This is a genomic window from Vibrio hepatarius, from assembly GCF_018860525.1.
GTDB classification, from domain to species: Bacteria; Pseudomonadota; Gammaproteobacteria; order Enterobacterales; family Vibrionaceae; genus Vibrio; species Vibrio hepatarius_B.
The window spans coordinates 12,416-33,315 of record NZ_JAHKPM010000050.1; the positions used below are offsets into that span (position 1 = coordinate 12,416).

Annotated in this window: 4 protein-coding genes; all 4 read left to right on the forward strand. The window is 43.6% G+C overall.

Going from position 1 to position 20,900, the window contains the following annotated elements; all coding sequences use genetic code 11:
• Positions 1-151 precede the first annotated feature (151 nt).
• The 4 genes from KO511_RS14130 to KO511_RS14145 all read left to right on the forward strand — a co-directional run bounded on the left by KO511_RS14130 (position 152) and on the right by KO511_RS14145 (position 20,873).
• Positions 152-3,973 (forward strand): putative adhesin, encoded by a 3,822-nt coding sequence (locus KO511_RS14130; RefSeq protein ID WP_215988057.1) that lies wholly within the window; start codon positions 152-154, stop codon positions 3,971-3,973.
• Positions 3,974-4,113: 140 nt separating this feature from the next.
• Positions 4,114-14,712 carry a M91 family zinc metallopeptidase gene (locus tag KO511_RS14135; protein ID WP_215988058.1) on the forward strand — a complete coding sequence of 3,533 codons (10,599 nt, stop codon included), beginning with the start codon at positions 4,114-4,116 and terminating at the stop codon, positions 14,710-14,712.
• A gap of 160 nt (positions 14,713-14,872) precedes the next feature.
• Complete coding sequence (locus KO511_RS14140; protein WP_215988059.1) at positions 14,873-15,277, forward strand: hypothetical protein; 405 nt, start codon at positions 14,873-14,875, stop codon at positions 15,275-15,277.
• Between the two features lie 220 nt (positions 15,278-15,497).
• Positions 15,498-20,873, forward strand: a complete 5,376-nt coding sequence (locus KO511_RS14145) for a hypothetical protein (protein WP_215988060.1) — start codon at positions 15,498-15,500, stop codon at positions 20,871-20,873.
• Positions 20,874-20,900 lie beyond the last annotated feature (27 nt).

Consider the following 20,900-nt stretch of genomic DNA (forward strand, 5'->3'; position numbering starts at 1 on the left):
TATTTTAATCTATTAGTTATCACCAACACCGCCAACCGGCGGTGTTTTACTATCCAGTTACCAATATTGGCGCGCTTTTTCCAATCGAATCACATCGCTCAGTTATAGCCTGTAGCTAGACAATCATTTTAATATGGCAGCGTATTAGCTTATGGACAATCAATCTAGTAACCAGAATGTTGGGCAATATCAACCTTCACACTCTCGTACTCCCTTAGTAACCACAAGAACAGGAATCCGATCTGGTGTCACTCGTTCTACATCAAACATAGATCCTGACTATGCACGCATGGCCCATTGGGTCCACCAAAGACAAACCGATATTCTCAATGAAATGAACGTCTCTTCTCTCTTCAATACCACTGCAGATTTCTTGCAGCTTGAGTTAATTGCGGAATTAAAACGTCGATGTCCTTATCCACCATGCATCGACTACATCGAAGGTGATTTTGTCTTAAAGGGGCTTAGCGATCGTTGGGGGATCGCTAATATTGCCGAGCATAGTCTAGTCGACGATTTGCTTACGTGGGGTTTTCCTAAAACGGGGTATATGGCAAGTTCCCACAGCCCCGTGATTAGTATTTGCAGCTATGACGATGATTATGAGGGGCAGCGTTTAGGTGGCTATGCATCAGTGATTGTCTCCCTAGGAGAGTTCATTGGTAAAACAGCACAAACCCGTATATCTATGCCTTGGGGTCAAATGCAGATTGAAGAAATAGAGGAATGTGATGCTTATTTCTCTCAGCACTATACCCATCTTGCATCAAGTTTTCCTCCAAGATTAATCGCTATTCTGCCTGCGCTTCAATGGGCCTATGACAAGATCCGCTCAGAGCCAAGAGATAGGGTGTCTCGCCTATTTACCTTAGAAAAGCGTTTAACAGACTTAGAGCGGGGACTTCATAAGCGTTTTCGAATTGATCCACAGCAATTTGATCGAGAACCCGATTCGGCCGATATTGTGGCAGCAACAAATAGCCTGAAAGGTGCGATTGCTTATCTTTCCTATGACTATGCGTTGTTTGTTGGTCGCGCGCCAGAGTTGGAGCAATATGGAGAAGGATATGTTGGCTATATGGCAATGAGGAAAACTGTCAATAGTCTTCAAGCTCAGCTGCGAGGCTTAATACAATCAGAATCAGGCCAAGCATACTTAGCCCCTCGGCTTGCCGCTCAAGCCAAAGAATTAGAGAAAAGCGGCCTAGCAAGCATGGCAAACAATAGTATGGGTGCATTACTGATTAAAGAGGCAAAAAAAGTCGCGGATGAGTATCCGAGCATTCTCAATGCTAATTCTGAGATAGAAATACACAGCAGATATAGAGATGTAGGTAGCGCTAGGATAAGGGTTATCAAAGAAAAAATGTCAATATCTGACATGCTGATGAAGAAAGTGCCATCAGGGGATTGGTATTGCGCAAAAAATTGCAAAGCTAAGGGTAAAATTTCCAATTCTGATAGGGATAACATTCGCTCAACAGTCACTCAAACTCGCTACGATATGGATACCGAAATCCCATTTCAGTTCCAGTTACAATTAGAAGAAAAAAGTGCAGAGCTCAATTTATTATTGGAAACCGCTTTTAAGGCGCATACACAAAACTTTCTATACAGTGACGAAGTACCAAAAAATCAAAAAACGCTCCTGGAATCATTTTTGGCTGGTCACACCCAAGCTCATAAATGCGCTTACGATGAACATACACTTTATGCCTCAGTATTTATTCCTTATGACGCAAACAATAATCAAACAACGGCTGGGGAGATGGTTGAGAAAGATGGCTTATTATACTCGCCATATAAAGGGTTTACTTGGATTCAAAGCCATAATTACAGTTTGAGTTCTGTACAGCAAGAGGCAATATCCAGTTGCCTTACTCCTTCAGGTAAACGTGCTTTTGAGCGGCGGATAAACACAAAATTTGTCGTTGATATAGGGACAGGTTTGAAGTTTCCAGTTGATCCATTACAACACTTAGAGACACAGGTTGGAGGTGAATCCTTTAGCCCAGTGAATCTATCCATATATTTGAAGAACTCAATGTCGGAGTACTTTGATGAAGTGTTTGATGAGCGGCACTTTTCTCTTCAGGAGAGTTGGGATGAAGTCCAAAATAACCTAAAACAAATCATAGGTATTTTGTCTTTGATTGCGATACCTATTCCTCAACTGAGTTTGGCTTTAATCGCAGGCAATATTGCTGTCAGCATCGTTACGTTAACAGATCCTGAATCTAGCCGGAGTGACCGAGCTTGGGCCATAGTAGATATTGGATTGGAAGCGCTCGGAGCAATCGGCGATGTTATTGTCCTGTCAAAACATGCCAGTCGGGCACTAATGGGGACGATGAAGCAAGCAGGAGCCGATTCGCTTGACTTCAAACGTTGTTTGACGAATTTAGCTCAAACCGAAGTTACTAAAACAAAAGGTGGTCATCATAAGCTGCTTGGCTTTATGCACCACTCGAAAAAGGCTGAGATTCCTGTATCCCAGTTTAAAGCCGATCCAAGTATTGGGCAATTTAAACGAATCGAAACGACACCGTTCGAGCAAGCGAAGATTGATGAAATATCGTCCCAGATAACGTCGATATCAGATGTAAAATATTACATTCAGCACCCAAACGAAAACTGTGAGAATGCAGCCAAATCTATCTTTAGCGCGCTGAGCCGCAATACAGATGTCGACAACATACAAATCGGCAATATTGCCATGTGGGATGAGTTTATTGGAAGGTCTGCGGATATGTTCGATAACCATTGGGTGATATTTGCTCGATACCAAGGGGTTGAAATGGCGTCTGATCCTACCGCAGCTCAATTTGCAAAATACGGTATCCAAACCCCTATTTTTGATACTAGAAATAATTGGATTGCTGAATATCAACGTGCCCTTGGTGGATACAAAAACAAAAAAGTACTGGCAAAAATGGTCTATCCAGACAACTTTGGTTCCAAAGCACCTTATCGCTCAAACGCATTCCTGTCGCCGTTTGATCCTGTGACGACAGGCGATACTAAAGTACTTTCTCAATCTCGCTGGTACACTGAAGAGGGTTTTAAGGTTAATTTAAAATCACAGCAAACACGGGTTACTAAAGGTGGCCCGAACGGGTTTTCTTGGCCAAAGTTAAGTGTTAGAAAGCCTGATAGTCAGTCATTAAAGTCATTTACTACGCCTAGTGGCAACACTGCCTCTGTTGTGAGAAATAAGGTGGGCAGTGATTTTATGCTTTACACCGCCAACGATGGCGTTCAAGCAGATACTTTGTTGATATCAGTTCACGGTGGCCATCATCAAAGTGCGTCTTTGACCAGCCTTGCTTTTAAAACGGGAGACATTAAAGTTCCAGATGGGGTCACTATGGAGTTCTTAGGCCCGCATGGAAGGACATTATCCGATCCCTCGATAGAGATTATGAACAACCCTCACTTCAGCCCACACTCAACGGTAACGAGCTCAGGCCATACGTTCAATCCACATAAAACTACAGGTAGCACACATATGTTCCAACGTGATGTCGTTGATGCCTCTGGTTCAAGCGATGTTGGCAATATCAAAGATTATCGAATATTTAAATATCAAGGGCGGCATAGTGGTGGTGCGGAAACGGAAGCTAACATAGTAGACGCGATAATAAATAATCGTCAAGGCACCACAAGGGCCACAGATGTGCTTACCGTTCGTGAGCGAACCTTTGCTTTCTCAGAGGCGAGCTTAAGTGATGTCTTTCAGCAGTTGGACCTGAAGAACTCACAATATAAATACGTGACATTCAGCGGTTGTAGAAATGAGTTGTCGGCGGCGAACCCGCCCAACTACTCAAATAAAAGTGGACGACCTATGTGGATAACCGTTGATGTGTCAGGAGATATCCCAAGAGTTGTTTATGCTAAGCCTATCGCTGAATTGTTGCAGTGGGGGGAGAAACAAGGAGACCGTTTAGATTTCAGTCCATCAGATGAGTGAGACGAGAAATTTAAGATTTTGGCTAGTTTTAGACACCGTCAGCATTGGCGGTGTTTTTTTGCGCGTTTTGTACGCTCCATCGTCGTTTTGATTGGTTATCTTTTGGCAGTTTTCTCAATTGCTCATTAAGGATAATCCCTGTGCCTAACGACTCCAAAGTGCTCGTGCCTTACAACGTTTTGAATACCCCTTCTCTAGATGCAACTCCACTCCTTTATGCCGGCTCTGGCCTAACATCGATTGAAACTAATCGTGCAGCGGCTGAACGTGCAACGCATGAGAGCCCGCAGACTCCACGGTGGCCGATTGGCAATGAGTCGGAACCCTCTGCCCCCATAGAAGAGCTGAATGTGCCGCAAGTACTCGAAAAAAGACGGAGCACCAGTGCCGACCCGTTAGAGGCGGTATGGCAGGCGTGGCAAGACAAATACGAGCAGGCTAAGACCTTTATAGAGCAAGGATACAATGAACAAGAGATTGATATTCAGCGTGACCTAATCACAGAGCTTAAACAGGCCAAAGAAGCAATCACCAATATACCCGCTGAGTTGTCGTCACCCGTTGATGCCATGATAAGTGACGCCAATAGCAAGTCGAAAGGCTGGATTGATGAGTTGGCCGAATCCGATAGGGCCAATGCGTATCAGCTTGCAAGGCACATCGATGGCAGTTTAAAAGTGGTGACTGAGGCGCTAAAAGCCTTTAAACACGACCAAGATTTAGAGTTGGAGACTTGGAAAGAGAAAATTTCTGCCGGATACAAACAAAAGCATGGCCTGACTCAAGACACGGATAACCTGCGCCATCATATCACTTTGCGCAGACATGCCGTTAGAGAACGCCTCAAAGACGTGCGTCATGAACTTGAGTCGAGTAAGAACAAGATACAGCGCAAAGGTTGGCGAAATACCTTCAAACGCGAAGCGGAAGTCAAAGCCTATTTTGAACAGGTGATGAATGCGCTTGAGGTGGTGATAAACGAATTTAAAGGCAAGAAAAAACAGTTTGAACCAAGTTTTAAAGACAGCGCGGCTTCTATGTTTATATCACAAGCCGGGCAAAGCAAAGAAGAAAAGCGTCAGCGTGGAGAGCATGAACAAGACAAGGCAAGTAAAGGCATTGACCTTGCTGAGTTAGAAGTGGCTATGGGTGAGCAGATCCTTAAGTTTGAGGATGCGGCCATCAAAGTGGGCAAGGGTGCCAAAAACAAGATGGCCAAAGTGGTGATGCAAGTGGCCCGTACCCCAACCTATGTGGCGCCTACCGCAATGCATTTATTGCACAAGGCGCGCTCACCTATGGCCAAGGGGGTGAACAAAGCCCTCAACCACAATCTTTCAGATGAAGATCAAATCATTCGCTCTATTGTGCGCAGCTTGTGCTGGACGCTTATCCAACCAGCGTTTCGTATGCAGTATGACTATGCGCCTTTGCTCGGCGCTGCACAATCATTAGCCAAGAGTAAACATAATACCGCCGACAGTGCTGATGTATTGGAAACCATGACTGAGGGCAGTGCAGCGACCTCGGGCATCAATAAAGCGGCGAGCGCTCAATCTGAAGAGGTTTCAGGTGAGGCAGAACAATCTCGTCAAGAAGTGCTGGAGCCAAGCCTTAAGAAAGCGCAGCAAACATCAGAGTCACTGCTAGCGCAAGTGTCACTTGGCGGCAACGGGGCGTTAAGAGAAGTGCTTAATCACTATCAAGCTGACGACTTAACACAGCTCTTGGAGCAGCTCCAAAGCCTGTCACTCAGTGAAGAGACCCCTGACACAAAGATTCGCCCTTCACTTGACAGAGACGTACAAACACTGAAAAACCTATTGGCGCAAGAGCCTTCAAGTCGAGGCGCCCAATTGAACCAAGTCTCAGCCTCAGAGCGTGAACGTCTGGTGAACATCTTATCTACCATCAAAGACATGGGCTTGTCTGAGCAAAGGTTTAAGGAGACGGTGGAGTACTTCCTTGGTGTTGGTCAACAAGTCTTAACCAAAGAGGGACAGGAAAGTCTTGGCAATATTGTGGTGAAAATTGAAGATGCGCTGCGCAAAGGGGAAGCGTACAAAAAAGTGAGGGCAATGGCGCTGAGACTGCGTTCCCGTGCGACGAAAGCATCAGACTATCAAGACAGCAGTCTAGATAGCATCATACACAAAGCCCGCTTTGCTGGGTTAGCCGCTCGAGATGCCTACGATGAACTGGATTCGCTGGCGCTGAAACATACCGGCCAACCGCTTGGGCCTTTCTCGAGAAGATCGAGAGTCGCCAAAGACTGGGGCATGTGTGCCAATGAAGTACTGCGTGAAGCTGGGCATACAGACGCTGCGCTGCTCCCAGACACTGAAATGATTCGTCATGCCTTGACAGAGCGCGATATGCTGACTGGATTGGTGTCGGAGAAAGACCCTTTAGGGATCTTTTTCTCAACCCGAATTGCGGGCGAGTGGCGCTATGCGTATCGCGATAAAACCATTAAACCGATGAGCCCTGCAGAGTACGCTACGCAGGAGAAAACACTGGCCGAGTTTATTGTCGGTTGGTCACAAAAGCGTTTGGCTCGCGGTGTGGTGGTCAGCTTTATCGAGGGCGGTATGGATGTCGTGGGTGGCCTGACGGTTACACCAATTAAAATCGGCGTTCGCGCGGGTATTAAGGTGCCAATTTCTTTGATTCGTATTGGGTATGACGTGCATAAAATCAAACAAGGCGTCATGCCAGGTGAAGATAAACCTTACAAAGTCATTAAAGCGCGTATCACCCACAGGCTAGAGCAGTTGGGCTTTAAGATGGTGATGATCCCTGTTGGCTCCACAGTGAAAACTGTCTTTGCGGCTGGGGTGTCGGCGGCAGCGCACGCCCACAACGCCATGGTGGAGAAAGAAGAAGATAAGGTCAAAATTAGCTCTTGGGCTAAGGTGTTGGGCACAGAAGCTTCGCTTACCGGAGGATCAGTACCGGTTACGCTTGGCGTGAAAACTGCGGTGAATTTAGTGATGGAGCCCTCACCGAAGTTAACCACCGACGAGCAGCAAGTCGTCGAACAAATTAAACAGGCACTGGCGGGTGAATCAGCGTCTGAAGAATTGGATGCTGTAGATGAGTCGAACCCAATCTCTAATGCCTATCCCGACATAAACCGAGGTGAAGGGGAGTACAAAGAGGCGGTCGATGTATCGCTTGCGAAAATCGCCAATACCCCTTTTGGGCGTGACTTAATTGAGTCGATGAATAAGCAAGGGATTAAGATCACTCAGCCTAGTGAGGAAGAGCGTCTTCGCCAACAAGATGGCCAAACGTTTTACGCAACTTATGCCAAGCCAGAGCTAAATACGATTTTCTTTGACCCATGGAATACCCTCGCAGCAGAACACGCTGAGCAAGCGGATGATAAACCTTGGCTAAGGCGAGATCCTTCGATTGCTTTGTTCCACGAAATGCTACACCTTTACTACCATAGTCATCCTGTGAAAGTAAATTACCAAGACGATTGGCTCACTATCGACGAGTTGGGTGAGAAATTGGCGCCCGAAGGGGCAAGTGAGGAAGAAAAAGAGTCATTGAGTCATGGGATCTTTGAACACTTTGTTGCTGGAGCTGACTACGATGCAAATGGCGTTCACTTGCCGTTTTCTGACCCAAGCTTTATAGAACAATCCGCCCAAGTAGACAATGGTCGTTATATCAGTGAAAACGATTACCGCGAGGCTTTTTACCGTGCACAAGGCCAAGCTGTTATCAAAAGGTTGGATTACGGAGATTCGAGTTTCTCCGGTCATGATGGAGACAGGTATGCGCCAAGTTCACAAAGTGGTGAAGACCAAGCAGAAGATTGGCAATACAAGGTGTCAGAAACCCATACTATTGGAATAAAAGGTACCCAAGAATACTTTGATGATGTCTCCGTCGTACTCGATGATCTTAAGGATACCGAACAAGGTAAGAGATTACTCGAAGCAATGAGTAGTCCACAATTCTCGATACGTTTGCCAGCTAAGGAAGTATTAGAAGGCGTTGAGTACTATCCGGCCAGTGCAGATTTGGATAACAGCATTATCTATTTTGATCCTTTAAGTACCCTCTCGCTTAATGGAGAAACTGGTGGTGATGAACAAGCTCAAATAATCCTTTTCCATGAACTCTTACACTTATACGACAACAATAATTTAGCCAACGACAGTTATTCAGATGACATTAAACTGCTTGAGCATATGGTAGTTGGATTACCATATACCCTTGGTGAAGATGTATTAGATTTCAGTGACACGAACATCAAGAAGCAGTATTTACGGGACGGTTCACAAGTCTTTACTGTCAATCAGCTTAGGGAAGAACTGGGTATTGATCCTAGGTTGCATTATAGCGATGTAGAAAATGCGATTGATGGTCGAGCTTATTTCCGAAGACCAATAAGCCGTAATGCCCAATTGCATATCAGCCTATTGCAAAGGGTTGAAGAGCTTGAAGAAAAAATAAGAGTAGCGAGGTGGAATATAAATGATGCTGACAGTATTTTTTCACGGCCTTACCGAAGACGTCAGAGAAAGAAAATAGCAAAATGGGAGAGAGAGCTTAGCAATAATATTCAGCCCAAACTTGATCAATTAGAAAACACCTTACCTGCGATAGAGAAAGTGGCTTATGCCAAACTCTGGACTCGAGACGCTCAAGCGCTAAGGCCTGAAACGGCTTATGTAGATGGAGGTATGGGGAGGCTTTACCAGACGACCAATCAGTCAGAAATTGATAAGGAGCGGCAAAAGGCTAGGCAATACCTCGAAAGTTCGAGAAATGAACTGAACCAGAGAGGGTTAGGTTCGAGTTATACTGGTAGATTCGACAATCAAGTGCGCTCTCTTGATGAGTTTAAAGAGGAGATGATCGAGGACTTAAACCCTGCTTATACATCAGGCGATGTGGTTAAAGTTTATGCTTGGATACTCGCAAAAAAACAATCTCTAAATGAGTTGATAGTCCGAGAGGGTAATACACCATCACTGCGGCAACAGAAGGCGCTATTAGAAGAGGCTGAACGCATAATTATAGGGCAACGCAACCTATCGAGATTACCTGAAGTTCGTCAATTGTTTTTCAACCCTTCTTCAGACCAAACAATGAATTTAGCAGAAGAAATAACCAATGATATTTCTGCATCTTCCGTTTTTGAAGGTTATCGCTTGCCTCTACTTCCCACTGAAATGATGTACCTTGAAAAGCAGGGTTTTAAATCAAAAGAAACCCTGTTGAATAAGATTTTGCAATATCGGCAAGGGCGGGGTGAACTACACGTAAATGTCCAACAAGTCGAAGCTGAGTTTTATGCATCTATGAAGGATATCGTTCAGGATAATGAGACGTATACGGTTGCACAGCAGAGAGAGGAGATTCGATCACATGGGGGGCTTATTGCTTACGAAAGAGAAATCATGAACAAAACCTATATGGCATACTTTTTTGACCGAGTATCACCAGACAGCGCTGCTTATCGATATTGGAAGGAAAATGGCATCGATCAGCCTGGAAAGGTTAAATTTGCGATTGAACATATAGATCGTTCTCCAAGTCAAGTCGATGATTACATACAAGAAAATAAGGGAACAAGTTATCGAGGCTTAGAGCGGTTAATTGGTAAACAAATCACTTATACTTCAGGTTTCAGCCAAGAGCGCTACACCATTGGTTACAAGAATATAGAGTCTGCTTTGGGCAAAGAGTATCTATATTCAGTCAATCAAGAGGAATTGGATAGTGTTAACTGGAGTACGGAGAGGTACACCAAGTTATTACGTGAACGTGTGACTGAGAAAATTGAGTCTATTGCTGATAATAATGAAAGAGAAGTGGCACTTAACTTATTGGATCGAGCGCTAAAACCTGTTCAGTACCGAGAGGATCCAAGAGACATTCCTCACATCATTAAACCTTACGTAGGCTACCCGCGAGAGAGTATTGGTGAGATTATCAAAGGCGATAGTTATCCATTAGAGAACATGATGGTCATTATTGATGGCGACAATTACACTATGATTAGCTTAATGCCTGATGGACAAGTACATAATTTTTCCTCTAGGCAAGATCTGAATCGTTTCTTCCGTAACCCAAGTAATCATGAATATCTTCTTTCTCATGCAAGCTTGTACAATCAAATGGATGGGCGCAGTAAAAAAGGTATGGCGACCATACTGGAAGAGCTTTCTGCATCAAAAGATCACCGTAATGACAATCGATATATTTTGACAAATGAACTTAAGCACAGGATGGATGCAAAAAGTGTATTCTCCTCTCTTGCGGCCGGATCGAAAGGTTATTATCAGAGCAAGTTGTACAGTGAAATAGATCTAGTTACAGCAGTAAAAAAACACTATCGAAAAGGCTTAAGTGATACCGGCTCTGTTATTATCGAGCCAAGTTATGAGCTTCCTGAAGCTTATCAGAATGATAGTTTTAATAAGCTTTATGGAATTCTAAAGCATAAGAATGCTGACCTTCAACCCATGATTACTGACCAGATAGATGATTTTAAGAACAATCATCTAGATGTATTCAAGGGATACCTTAAAACAGAATACAAGAATATAGTGAATAAAGCACAGCTTGAAGGGACATTAAGTTCACAAGAGGCAACAGACATAATCAACCATCCAGAAAGAATGTTTATTCCGTCATTGCGCAATCAAGTAAAGCATTACCCATTGGAAGGAATGTTGATGACTAAGAGAGGAAATACAGTCATCTTGATTAGTCTGCAGTCAAACGGTGGTGTACATAAGTTCGATAGTGAGCGAGATTTTAACTTATTTTTCGCTAATCCTGCGAATAAAGATTATATCTTGTCACATATGAGTGAGCGCAATAAACAGCCTAGAGGGATAAAAGAAAAGGGACCTTCGGAGTTTTTGGACACCTTAGCATCGTGGTCGAATAAATATCGAGGTACAAATTTTGTTGCTGACGAGCTAATTGAGCCTCTCGCTGAGGACAAATTTGCGCCGCATCCAGTGCAAAACCCAGATGAGATCATCAATGTAAAACCCGTTCGTTTTAATGCTGCTGATGATGCTTTTGAGATCATGGCCACTCGTATGTTGGATAGGCTCAGAAGCGATGCGGACACACTTCTTACTTCGCATTCCGAGTGGAAAACAGATAAGTTTTTTGAAATATCAGGTTATGTGTTGGCAGCAGCTTCCATTATGCTAACTGCTGGCGCAGCGGCTGGTGTTGGTGGAGTGTATGTTGCAGGCTCTGCCTTTGTTGTGGATATGATTAGTGCTGCTCATGGTATCACCGAGGGTCTATATGTTGTCATTCACGGTGATACATCGGAGCAGAGAAAACTAGGGCTTCTTCCGTTGGTTCTTGCACCTCTTGATATGTTTGGGGCTGCGGGAGGAGCGGCAGAGTTGAGGCGATTAGGTAAGGCTGGTGGTACAGTGACTGATTCTCTAGCCACTGGAGGCCGCAGATTACCACCAGTAGAAGAATCCAACGAATTTGATGGCATTCGCACACAAAAAAACCGACGACGCTCTATTCGAGCAGTGTTAGATAACTTTGGCCTCACAAGGCGCGGAAATTCGCAAACAAGTGTATTCGACGCCTTGCCCAAAATGGAACAATCACCAAGTTGGTACACTGCTGATAACCTCTATACCCCTAAAACCAGTGCCCATGGAGTGATATTTAAAGATCCTGACAACCCCGATAGATTGATTAAGTTTTATAAGCGACCGAGTGATAGAGGTATCGCTGAAAACAACCGGGATGTCTTGAATAAATTGTATGACCAAGATGCTGAATTGAATACCCTTAGAGGGATCGATGGTGAAACCTATTACGCAGTTAACATGCCCAAAATGAAAGGTATCTCAATAGAGAATATTGAGGAGCCTGACATTATGCTAGATCTACTGAGGAGAATTGAAGAAAGCGATTTTATTGCTCATTGGGTGGGTAAGTTACAGGATAATGGTATCCGGGTCGAAGATTTAAACCTTGGTAGCGTGCTATATGACCCAAGTACTAGGGACTTCAGTTTGGTTGACTTTGATTCATCAACGATTTCAGATTCAGTAAGTAATTCACACTACAAACAAATGTATCGAAGCTTGCACACTCCGATAAGGGATCAGCTTGTAAAGAAAGCCAAGACATTATATGAGGGTCAAGAAGAGATGCTCGATACAGTGAAAAGAGTGGAGGAAAAACTGAATCTCAGGTTTAGAGAACTCATGAGTCACAATGAATACGGAGAAGAAAGCTTCAGCATTTTGATGAAAAGGCAAAATGATGCAGGAGACCGAGAGGGGTGGGGCTCTGCAAGACTTCCAATGGGCGGAGATGCAGCAGGTAGTCAATCTGTTCCATCCACTAACGGCAGAAACATCTATGGTCACGACAACCCGATGTCGAAACCAAGGCAAGATGTCAATTCAGATGGTACATGGGTGGGTGAGCAAGGTACTTTTTATGATGATGTTGATCTTACCGATATCTTGCCAGATGACAGACCGTGGGCGAACTTGGGGACCTCTTCTCGGCCGCGTTCGGTCGATTATGAAGGCAACAGTTATCGAATAAAGTACACAGACGAGAGAAGTGCAGAGGCAGGCAGAACGACTCAATACCGTGCCTCTTTAATCTCCGATTCAGGGGAAGAAATTCCAGTTAGAATCAAAGTGGCAACAAACTGTTCAGAAGCCTATGCCTATGTCGGGAAGAGTGGATCACCTATGAACAGCTACATGCCTGAGCTTGTCGGTGTTACTGATAGTCAAGGACTGCCTATTTCTGATATCGGCCGAGGACAGATACGTGAGGAACCTATTTTTCTTATTCTTAGAGATGAGGTGAAAGCACTGGAAGAGACAGGCTCATCGGTTAGAAAAGTGCTTGATGTGAAATTTAGCGATGTTCGATTAAGAAGCACACCAGCAGAGCGGGCGGTAAATGGCTATCCAGAAAAGAGCTCCCTTTACTATGCTGCTAAAAATAAAGCGATGGATTCATCAGGCATACCTTTCATCAACCATAGCGGAGGTAATGAACTCAATAAGTTCTTAGCTATAAGGAATACCAAGAAAAAGCTACTCAGCGTTTTGAACATGGCTGATAATCTCGATGAGCTCAAAGCTCAACTTGAAAGCTTTCGACAAGCGGTTATGGCTTCGGATTGGGTGAGCTATGACAGTAGTTTGCTTCTCATTGCTCATGCTAAAAATGGTCAGACGAAAATAGACTTTAAGTTTATTGATCCCGCACATCCAGTTACTCGACAAGCTGGCACGAATAGTCAGGCGTTAAACTCAGGAAAATCAGCGATGCAAGATAGCATCAACTGGATGTCAGAAGAAATTGATCAAATCCTATATAGAAGAAGCGCTGCCAGAGAAGGTTTGATGTCTTATGAAAGCCCAACAAGTAGTAGAATACTATCAAGTTCAAGTGCTGAAAATTTAACAGTATTGGATGATATTGTCGTTGAGGAAGGGTTTAAACCATATATAAAACCCAATGGTAGAGACTACATCTATTTCCCATTTATGAATGACGAACGAGTGACCGAGAGGCTGATACCATTACTTAGAGATAGGATAAGTAATGGTAAACCACCGATTGAGGTTGTGTTTAAAAATCAGGAGCAAATAGATACGTTTAGGGAAATCCTTAATCGTGTTTTTCCAGCTAACTCTCGACTGGAGGCTGGCCTTGAGTATCTTTACACGAGCGCTAACAAGATGGATCTTAGTGATTTACGATCTTCGGATACTCTCTATGTCAGTGGGCATGGACAACCTGGTCAAGGGTACGTGTATAGTGCAGCTTCACCAAATGCCGATAAAGTGAATGCTAGACAAGTCGCTAAAGACATTGATGGTATGCTGTTACCCGATGATGTGACAGTTAAAGTTGCGGCGTGTAATAGTGCAAGTGAGCGCACCATAATAGCTCCTTCATCGAGAGTGGACGGCGATTTATATGCTCACATTACAGAACCAGCGAATATGGGGGACTTTGATGCTTCACTGGCAGGGAAGCTTGAGATCGCACTAAAAACCCTTCAAGAAGGTCGGGAGTTGGGTAAGGTCTATGGGTATTTGGGCTATATCACGAACAGGCGAATTCAGACGGGTATGGGTAAAATTCAAGGTGGTCAACTAACATTTGGTACTTCCACTCATGCAGTTGCTGGCTTTGATATATTAGGTGACTCAAGTGCTCGTCTGGTTGATTTTAGGCGGAGTGACATGATGCGTGGTCGGTTTTACGATCCAAACCCTATGTTAGGGAAGCATGGGTTACAGGAATTATATTCGCATATGCCTCCGTTAAATCTTGCGCTGAGGCAGGAAGATCTACAACCTAAGCTCTTAAAACGAAGAGGCTTAGCTCTCATACAAGCTCAAGGCAGTGAGCCAAATAAACAAGTTTACTTTGCCGAGGCAGAAGAATCATCAGCACAACGTGAGGCTTGGTATACAGTATGGGAAAACACCGCGAGGGCTAGTGACACTCCAAATACTGATGTTTTTCTAGCTTACAACGGTAGGCAACTAAATATAGAAGATATAGTAAAACATATGGATAGTGGTGGTTTACAGCAATATAAAGAGGCATCAGGATACATTGGTACTAACCCAGTTTCTTTCGTCAGAGTTGTTCGAGTCTCGGAAGATAGCGTACAGGAGGAGAACCAATACGAGATTACGGTAGAAACTCTGGAAACCCAACTGCTTGAGTAACCAGTTTACAACCTTATGCAAGGATTGAAATGGATTTTAGGTCTTCAAAAAAACACCGCCAATAGGCGGTGTTTTTTTGCGTGTTTCGTACGTTCCACCATCGTTTTAATTGGCTATACTACCTATCGTTTTACAAGTTTAAAATTAAGGGTAATTTAACGTGTCGGATGAGTCTCCAGAACCATCATCACCAAATACAATCAAATCTTTAACTTCTCTTGCAACACCATTGGTGTTTGCTGAATCTGGCCTCACCTCGATTGATGCTAATCGTATCAAGTCACAAGGGCAAAGTTTTTGGCATTCCTTGCAAGATACTTTTGAACACTCAGCGGATTTGTTGAAGCAGGAGGTAAGCCAACAGTACCATGATATTCATGACCAAGTGGAAACGGAGTTTCAAGAAGTTAAACAGACGATAGAGTCTATACCGGAAGAGATATCCAAACAGGTGGATTCTGCTGTAACGGATGTCACAGAGAAAGTGAATGATTACCAACTCGATAAGCGTATTGAGAGTAGTTTTGATTCTTTAAAGAATGCTGTTGATGTATTTAAATGGTAGTCAGCCTATTGAACTGAAAAAATCCTAGCAACAGTGGATATTCCTCCAAAGTAAAGGTAGAAAATTACTTTAAAATCACAATACTGAATTTTTCATTAATTATATGTGAGTGTTTTAATAGAAACCAAATACATTATCCATAGCTATTTACAATCTAGATATTTATATTTTAGATAGGCTGAAAGCTCACATAAATTTATATAATGAGGAGCTTCAGTTTATGACCGAAGAAATCAATCCCCTTAATTCACTACCCCCTTATGTTTTTGGGGAAGTGAGCAATACTAATTTGTCCGTTTCCTCCAGTACTGATCATTTAACAACACCGCTTATCTTACCTTGGAATGGTATTTCAGAGGATGGGACTTCAAGCCGTTCAAAGAGAACACGTCGAGATACCTATGCATTTAATCCAGCATCGAGCCCAGTTCGGCTTGATACAATATCGGAAGTTCATGGTAGGTTAACTCGTAGGCTAGCGAGTATGTCAACGTCAGACCTCAATTCCTTGTCATCTGAAGTCTTTATGATGGATCAGCTTAACTGGCTTCGTTGTTATTTTAGTTCTGACCCAGAGGCATTGAGGTACATAGATGGTGATCTGAGAGCTCGAAGTTTATGTTTGCAGTGGAATGTACATAGTGATACAGATTCTGTTTTACTCGATGATCTGTTGGCAGTTGGATTCCCTGGATTGACTGATGGCGTGAGTGCGACAAGCCCTGCGATCTTAGTCAGTCGAATCAATGACGGTGGAGCACGAACATGGGATGCATTCCATGTACTCCCTTTGGGAAAGATATTTGGCGCCTCCGATGGCATGAGGCTTAAAGCCGCATGGGGGCGAGCTACTTGTCGACCTCTCTATCAAAAATCGGATAAGTATCGTCGAGGGTATGCGTCAGGCTCCACTGGTTTACCGTCAAAGGTGGACTTTATAAAAGGCTCACTACTGTGGGCATATAACCAAATACGATCAGAGGGCACGGACAAAACGATACGCAGCATTACTGCCGCTGAACGCTATGAACAATTGGAGCGAGATATGCAGGCTCGCTTTGGCTTCTCACAGGGAGAATTTGAGCGTACACCACAAGATCCAGAAATATTGAGCACTCTAATTCGGTTACAAGGTGCGGTGGCATACCTAGCTTATGATCATGCCGTGCTTATGGGTAGCAACCCTCGACTAGAACCAGCAGGAGAGGGCTATGCGGGGTATATGAATCTGCGTAACATGTTTACCGCTTTATTAGCAGGTTTGAGGCGGTATTTGGCTACATCAAAATCAAATATGTTGGAAGTCAAAGCCCAAGCGTTAACTGCGGGCACTCTATTAGATACTGTTAATGCGAATATGAAAAACTTACTAGACGCAGAAGTAAGAAAGTTTGTCGCTAAATTTTCGACTAAGTATCCCCGCATCCCTCTTACGGAAGGTTCGACGTTTTTGATTAGAAGTTTGTCGGTTCCCCTTATAGCTCCCGTGGGACCATTGGGGGCAGCGTCTTACCCAATTGGATCGAATCCATATACAACGGAGAGAATGTCACTTTCTGACATGTTGATGAAGCCAATACCAAGCGGTGAATGGTATTACCCAGATGGACGGTCAGTTTCTAATGGGGACAAGGCTTGCATCGTGGATGAGGTCACAAAAACCAGATATGACATGGACACAGAAATTCCATTTCGCTTTGACCAAGTTCTTCGTTCAAAACAAGCAGACTACACTAGTGTGCTGGGAAGTGCGTTAGAACTCCATGCCAACCAGTTTGTTAATAATGAAGCGAATCCAGCACATCAAAGAGAGTTGGTTGAAAAATTTAAAAAAGGTAAGAAGCCAGCCTATAAATGTGCCTTTAAAGGCCACACGGTTTATGGGTCAGTATTTATTCCATATTTAGATGACGATGGTCAAACGAAATACGGTTCGGATTTGAGTAAAAACGGTCTTCTGTATTCTCCATACAATGGTTTTGTTTGGCTTGAAACCGACCGCTTTACGGATATTCAATATGTAGCAATAAGAAATGGACTGAGTATACAAGGAAAGACCGAGCTTGATGCCGCTATGGATGTAAAAAGTCTGCCCACAACAGGCATGATATATCCGGGCTATATGGGGATGGGTGGATATGCTCAGACCCCACCAATTTCAGTGGGACCTTTGCGGTATTTTGATGGTCAAGTGGATAGCGAACATTTGACGTTCAATTACAGTACAACGCCCCTCTATCTGACCAATTCTATTTCAGAGTACTTTGATGAGGTGTTCTCAGCTTCTCATTTGTCATTACAAGATAGATGGGATGAGATAAGAGATCACTTGATGTTAGCTGTCAGCATTCTAAATATCGCTGCAATACCTTTCCCTTATCTTGGTCTTGCATTGATTGCAGGCAACATCACCATAGCTATTGTCACTCTTGCCGATCGCACCTCAACTACAGGAGATAGAGCTTGGGCTATTGCTGACTTAGTCTTGGAACCACTTGGTGCAGTAGGAGACATCTTAACTTTGTCCAAGAGAGGAACCAAAATGTTGACTGATATTGCGCAGACTTCCGGAGCAAACTCTCCAGCCTTTACCCGAAAGCTTATAGAGCTTGCGCAAGTTGAGTTGATAAAACAGCCTAAGAGAGTGAACGATAAGATAGTGGGTATCGTAGGTCGCATTGGTGATAACTCTGATTATCCAAGTTTTGCGTCCGCGACACTCACTCCAAATGTCCCTTCAGAAGGGATGTGTCGAGGTTTAGCATTCAAAGATGCTATCAGCCGATTAAATGGCTCGCCTATTGATAAGCTAACCACAGAGTTTTCTCAAAACTTATCCTTAGCAGATGATGTTCAAGTTTTACATCATACTCAGCCTGTGGTGTTAAATCGTTCGCAAGTACTGAGTAGTCGAGAAGCAAGGCTCGCAACAAGAAAGGCTGTGGGAGCATCAGAGAGGGGAGCTAACTCCGTTAGCCTAGATGAAGAAATGACATTCTCACGAGCGAATGCGGAGATCTTGGTTCAATTAGCTAAACATGATGAGTTGAGTATAGTAATCGGCACTCGTACTCATGCAGTTTCCCTTTCTAAATCTGGAATAGGAGCGAATGCAAAACTGACTTTATTTGACTCAGCGGCAGACCAGCTCTTTGAGTGGCCACTCGGCAATGAAAAGCAAAATGTCGTTGATATACTCAATTATATTGCGTCCAATTATGATAAGGGCGTATCAAGACAACTTGGCGATAATCCACTGTCATTAACCGTGTTAACCAAAAGGCCTGAGTCCCGTTACATATATGTACCCAAAGCTGGAATGGAGTCATTGATGGCTGCCGTTAACCAGCTTGATTTGGATGTTTCACAAGGTAGGCTCATTCAACCGATTATGGTTAAGGGCCCAGCAGAAAAAGCAGCGCTGCAAGCCGAGATTGCAACACTAGCAAGGGTGCAACCAAAGCTAAAGCCTTTGCTTGATAGTCTTGAAATCGAAGAGCTAAAGCCTAATCGATTGTCAGCCTTATCAATAGAAAATAGTGCCCTTACTGTGGTTGGGCAAAGTGATGTACCTGCATCCAATATTGTTACTGATCTCAGCGCGCTACCAAAAGGTTATATCGATGTTCGCTACCTCGATGCCCGCCGTGCAGCAAACGATTCTACGTCGATGAATCACCTTACTCGCCAATCCAGTAGCGAAAGATTAGTCATTGTTGATGGCAAAGATATCAAGGCAACCCCATCTGAAGCATTGGCAACTGCGATGGAAAATGCGGGCTACTCACATACTCGGGTAAGAGATGGAAAGCTAAAATTCCCGCTGGATCGAACTCGAGAAGAATGGAACATCATTGGGTTGGAGCAGCGTGGAAGAGCAAAGAATGTCATTGCACAAAATTCAAATCAAAGTGGTGACTCTAATGGTGTTGCACTTGCTTTACGTGAAAACCGAGAAAGAAAGCTCTTATATCTGACAAGTCCTCGTGATTACAAGGGACATAAGACGTTGCGTTATTACCTTGACATGGGTGTCGGACGAGAACAAATCTATGTGATCAATATCAACCCAAATCAGGAATCACTCCCAGATGATATACAAGATCTGGGCAAGGTAATCATTCTAAACGGACCGCCTAGCTTAGAGCCTAATCAAGTCTATCACGCTCTGACTGGCTCCTTAGGTAAAAAGAAGTCCCAATTTACAGACAAACTGACGGGTTATAAAGAGTTTGAACAAGAGCTAAAGGCGTTTGGTGTCGATGAACCCAGTGATGTTGGCCAAAGTACTAGACACATTGCTGAAGATATCGCGGGTGGTGATTCACAGGCTACAAAAAATTTCTTTACGCGAACTTGGCATGCTTATCAAAACCAAGCAGTGAATGCTGAAGTTTCTCGAAAAATTGATGAGGTTTACAGACAGATCAAGGACAGTATAACTCGAGAAGGGTGGGAAGGTGTCTCTCTAGTATGGTCAAGGGGGTTGAATGGCGAAGAGTATAGCAAATTACGAAGCTTGGGCGACAAGAACAGTCTATCGGTTTCTTCACCAATTGAGCAGGTTGAAGAGGTTAAATCGTTTAAATTGCTTGATGAGCAAAAGAGAAACCCTCACCACTTAATGACACCACAGCTATACGAAACGCTGAAGGAGGTAAATACCAGGAAAAAAATGCTCACTATCCCTATTGGAGATCCGATTGAATATTCTCCGTATCATTCAGCGCTTACGGGTGCAGCTAAACAGTACTATTTAAATAGTGATGTTTCTGATGCATTAAATCTAATTCAGTATTGGAACAAATCGAGTGAGCTAAGGGACCTAAACCACGGAAAGTTTAACCAAGGTGTATTCTTGCAGCAGCTTTTCAAAAAATTGAGTGAAGATGGTATACCACTGCAACAGGTAGGGTTACGTTCTGGTGAGATGGAAAAAGGGGCTTATATGGGGATCCCGACTCTCTATCTTGAAGAACATAATGCCGCTAAAGGTAGTGCACGTTTACTACCCGTTACCAGAGGTGGAGAAGATGCAAGAAAAGTTGATGAAAGCCAACAAGTAAAAGATGATGTCAGTAAAATAGCTCAAAATACAAAGCAAATACAAAAGTTTAATAATGATATTTTAAAGAATAACGACAAGTTATCTAACATGCGAGCAACGAACTCAACCCACCCCGGTATTGCTGGTATCGAAAAAAACATTGAAAAGCTTGAAGCTAATAAGCGGACTTTGGAAGCAGAGGTGGCTCAGCTCGAAGAATCAATAAAAGCATATCAGCTAGATGCCTCTTTTTCGGCTCCCCACCGTGTTGTTATTGAAGGTGACGGCTTGGGTGGGTTACCATACTTTATAAGAGAAAATCTTGAAAATTACGTGGGTCTTTATGCTGCGCAGAATCCTGCGGATATGCAATCACTTCGGCTTTGTCTACGCGACATAGCATTGCAGGACGCGGATACTGTGTTTGAACGTATTCCGGAGCATATTGCTAAAGGAATGATGACGCCTTTTGAGGTGGATATATTCGGAAATTATATAGAAGACGTTATTGCTAATTTCACAGCGTATCGGACTAAATATCTGCCCTAGATAGCTTTAGTCATAGCTAATCCACAA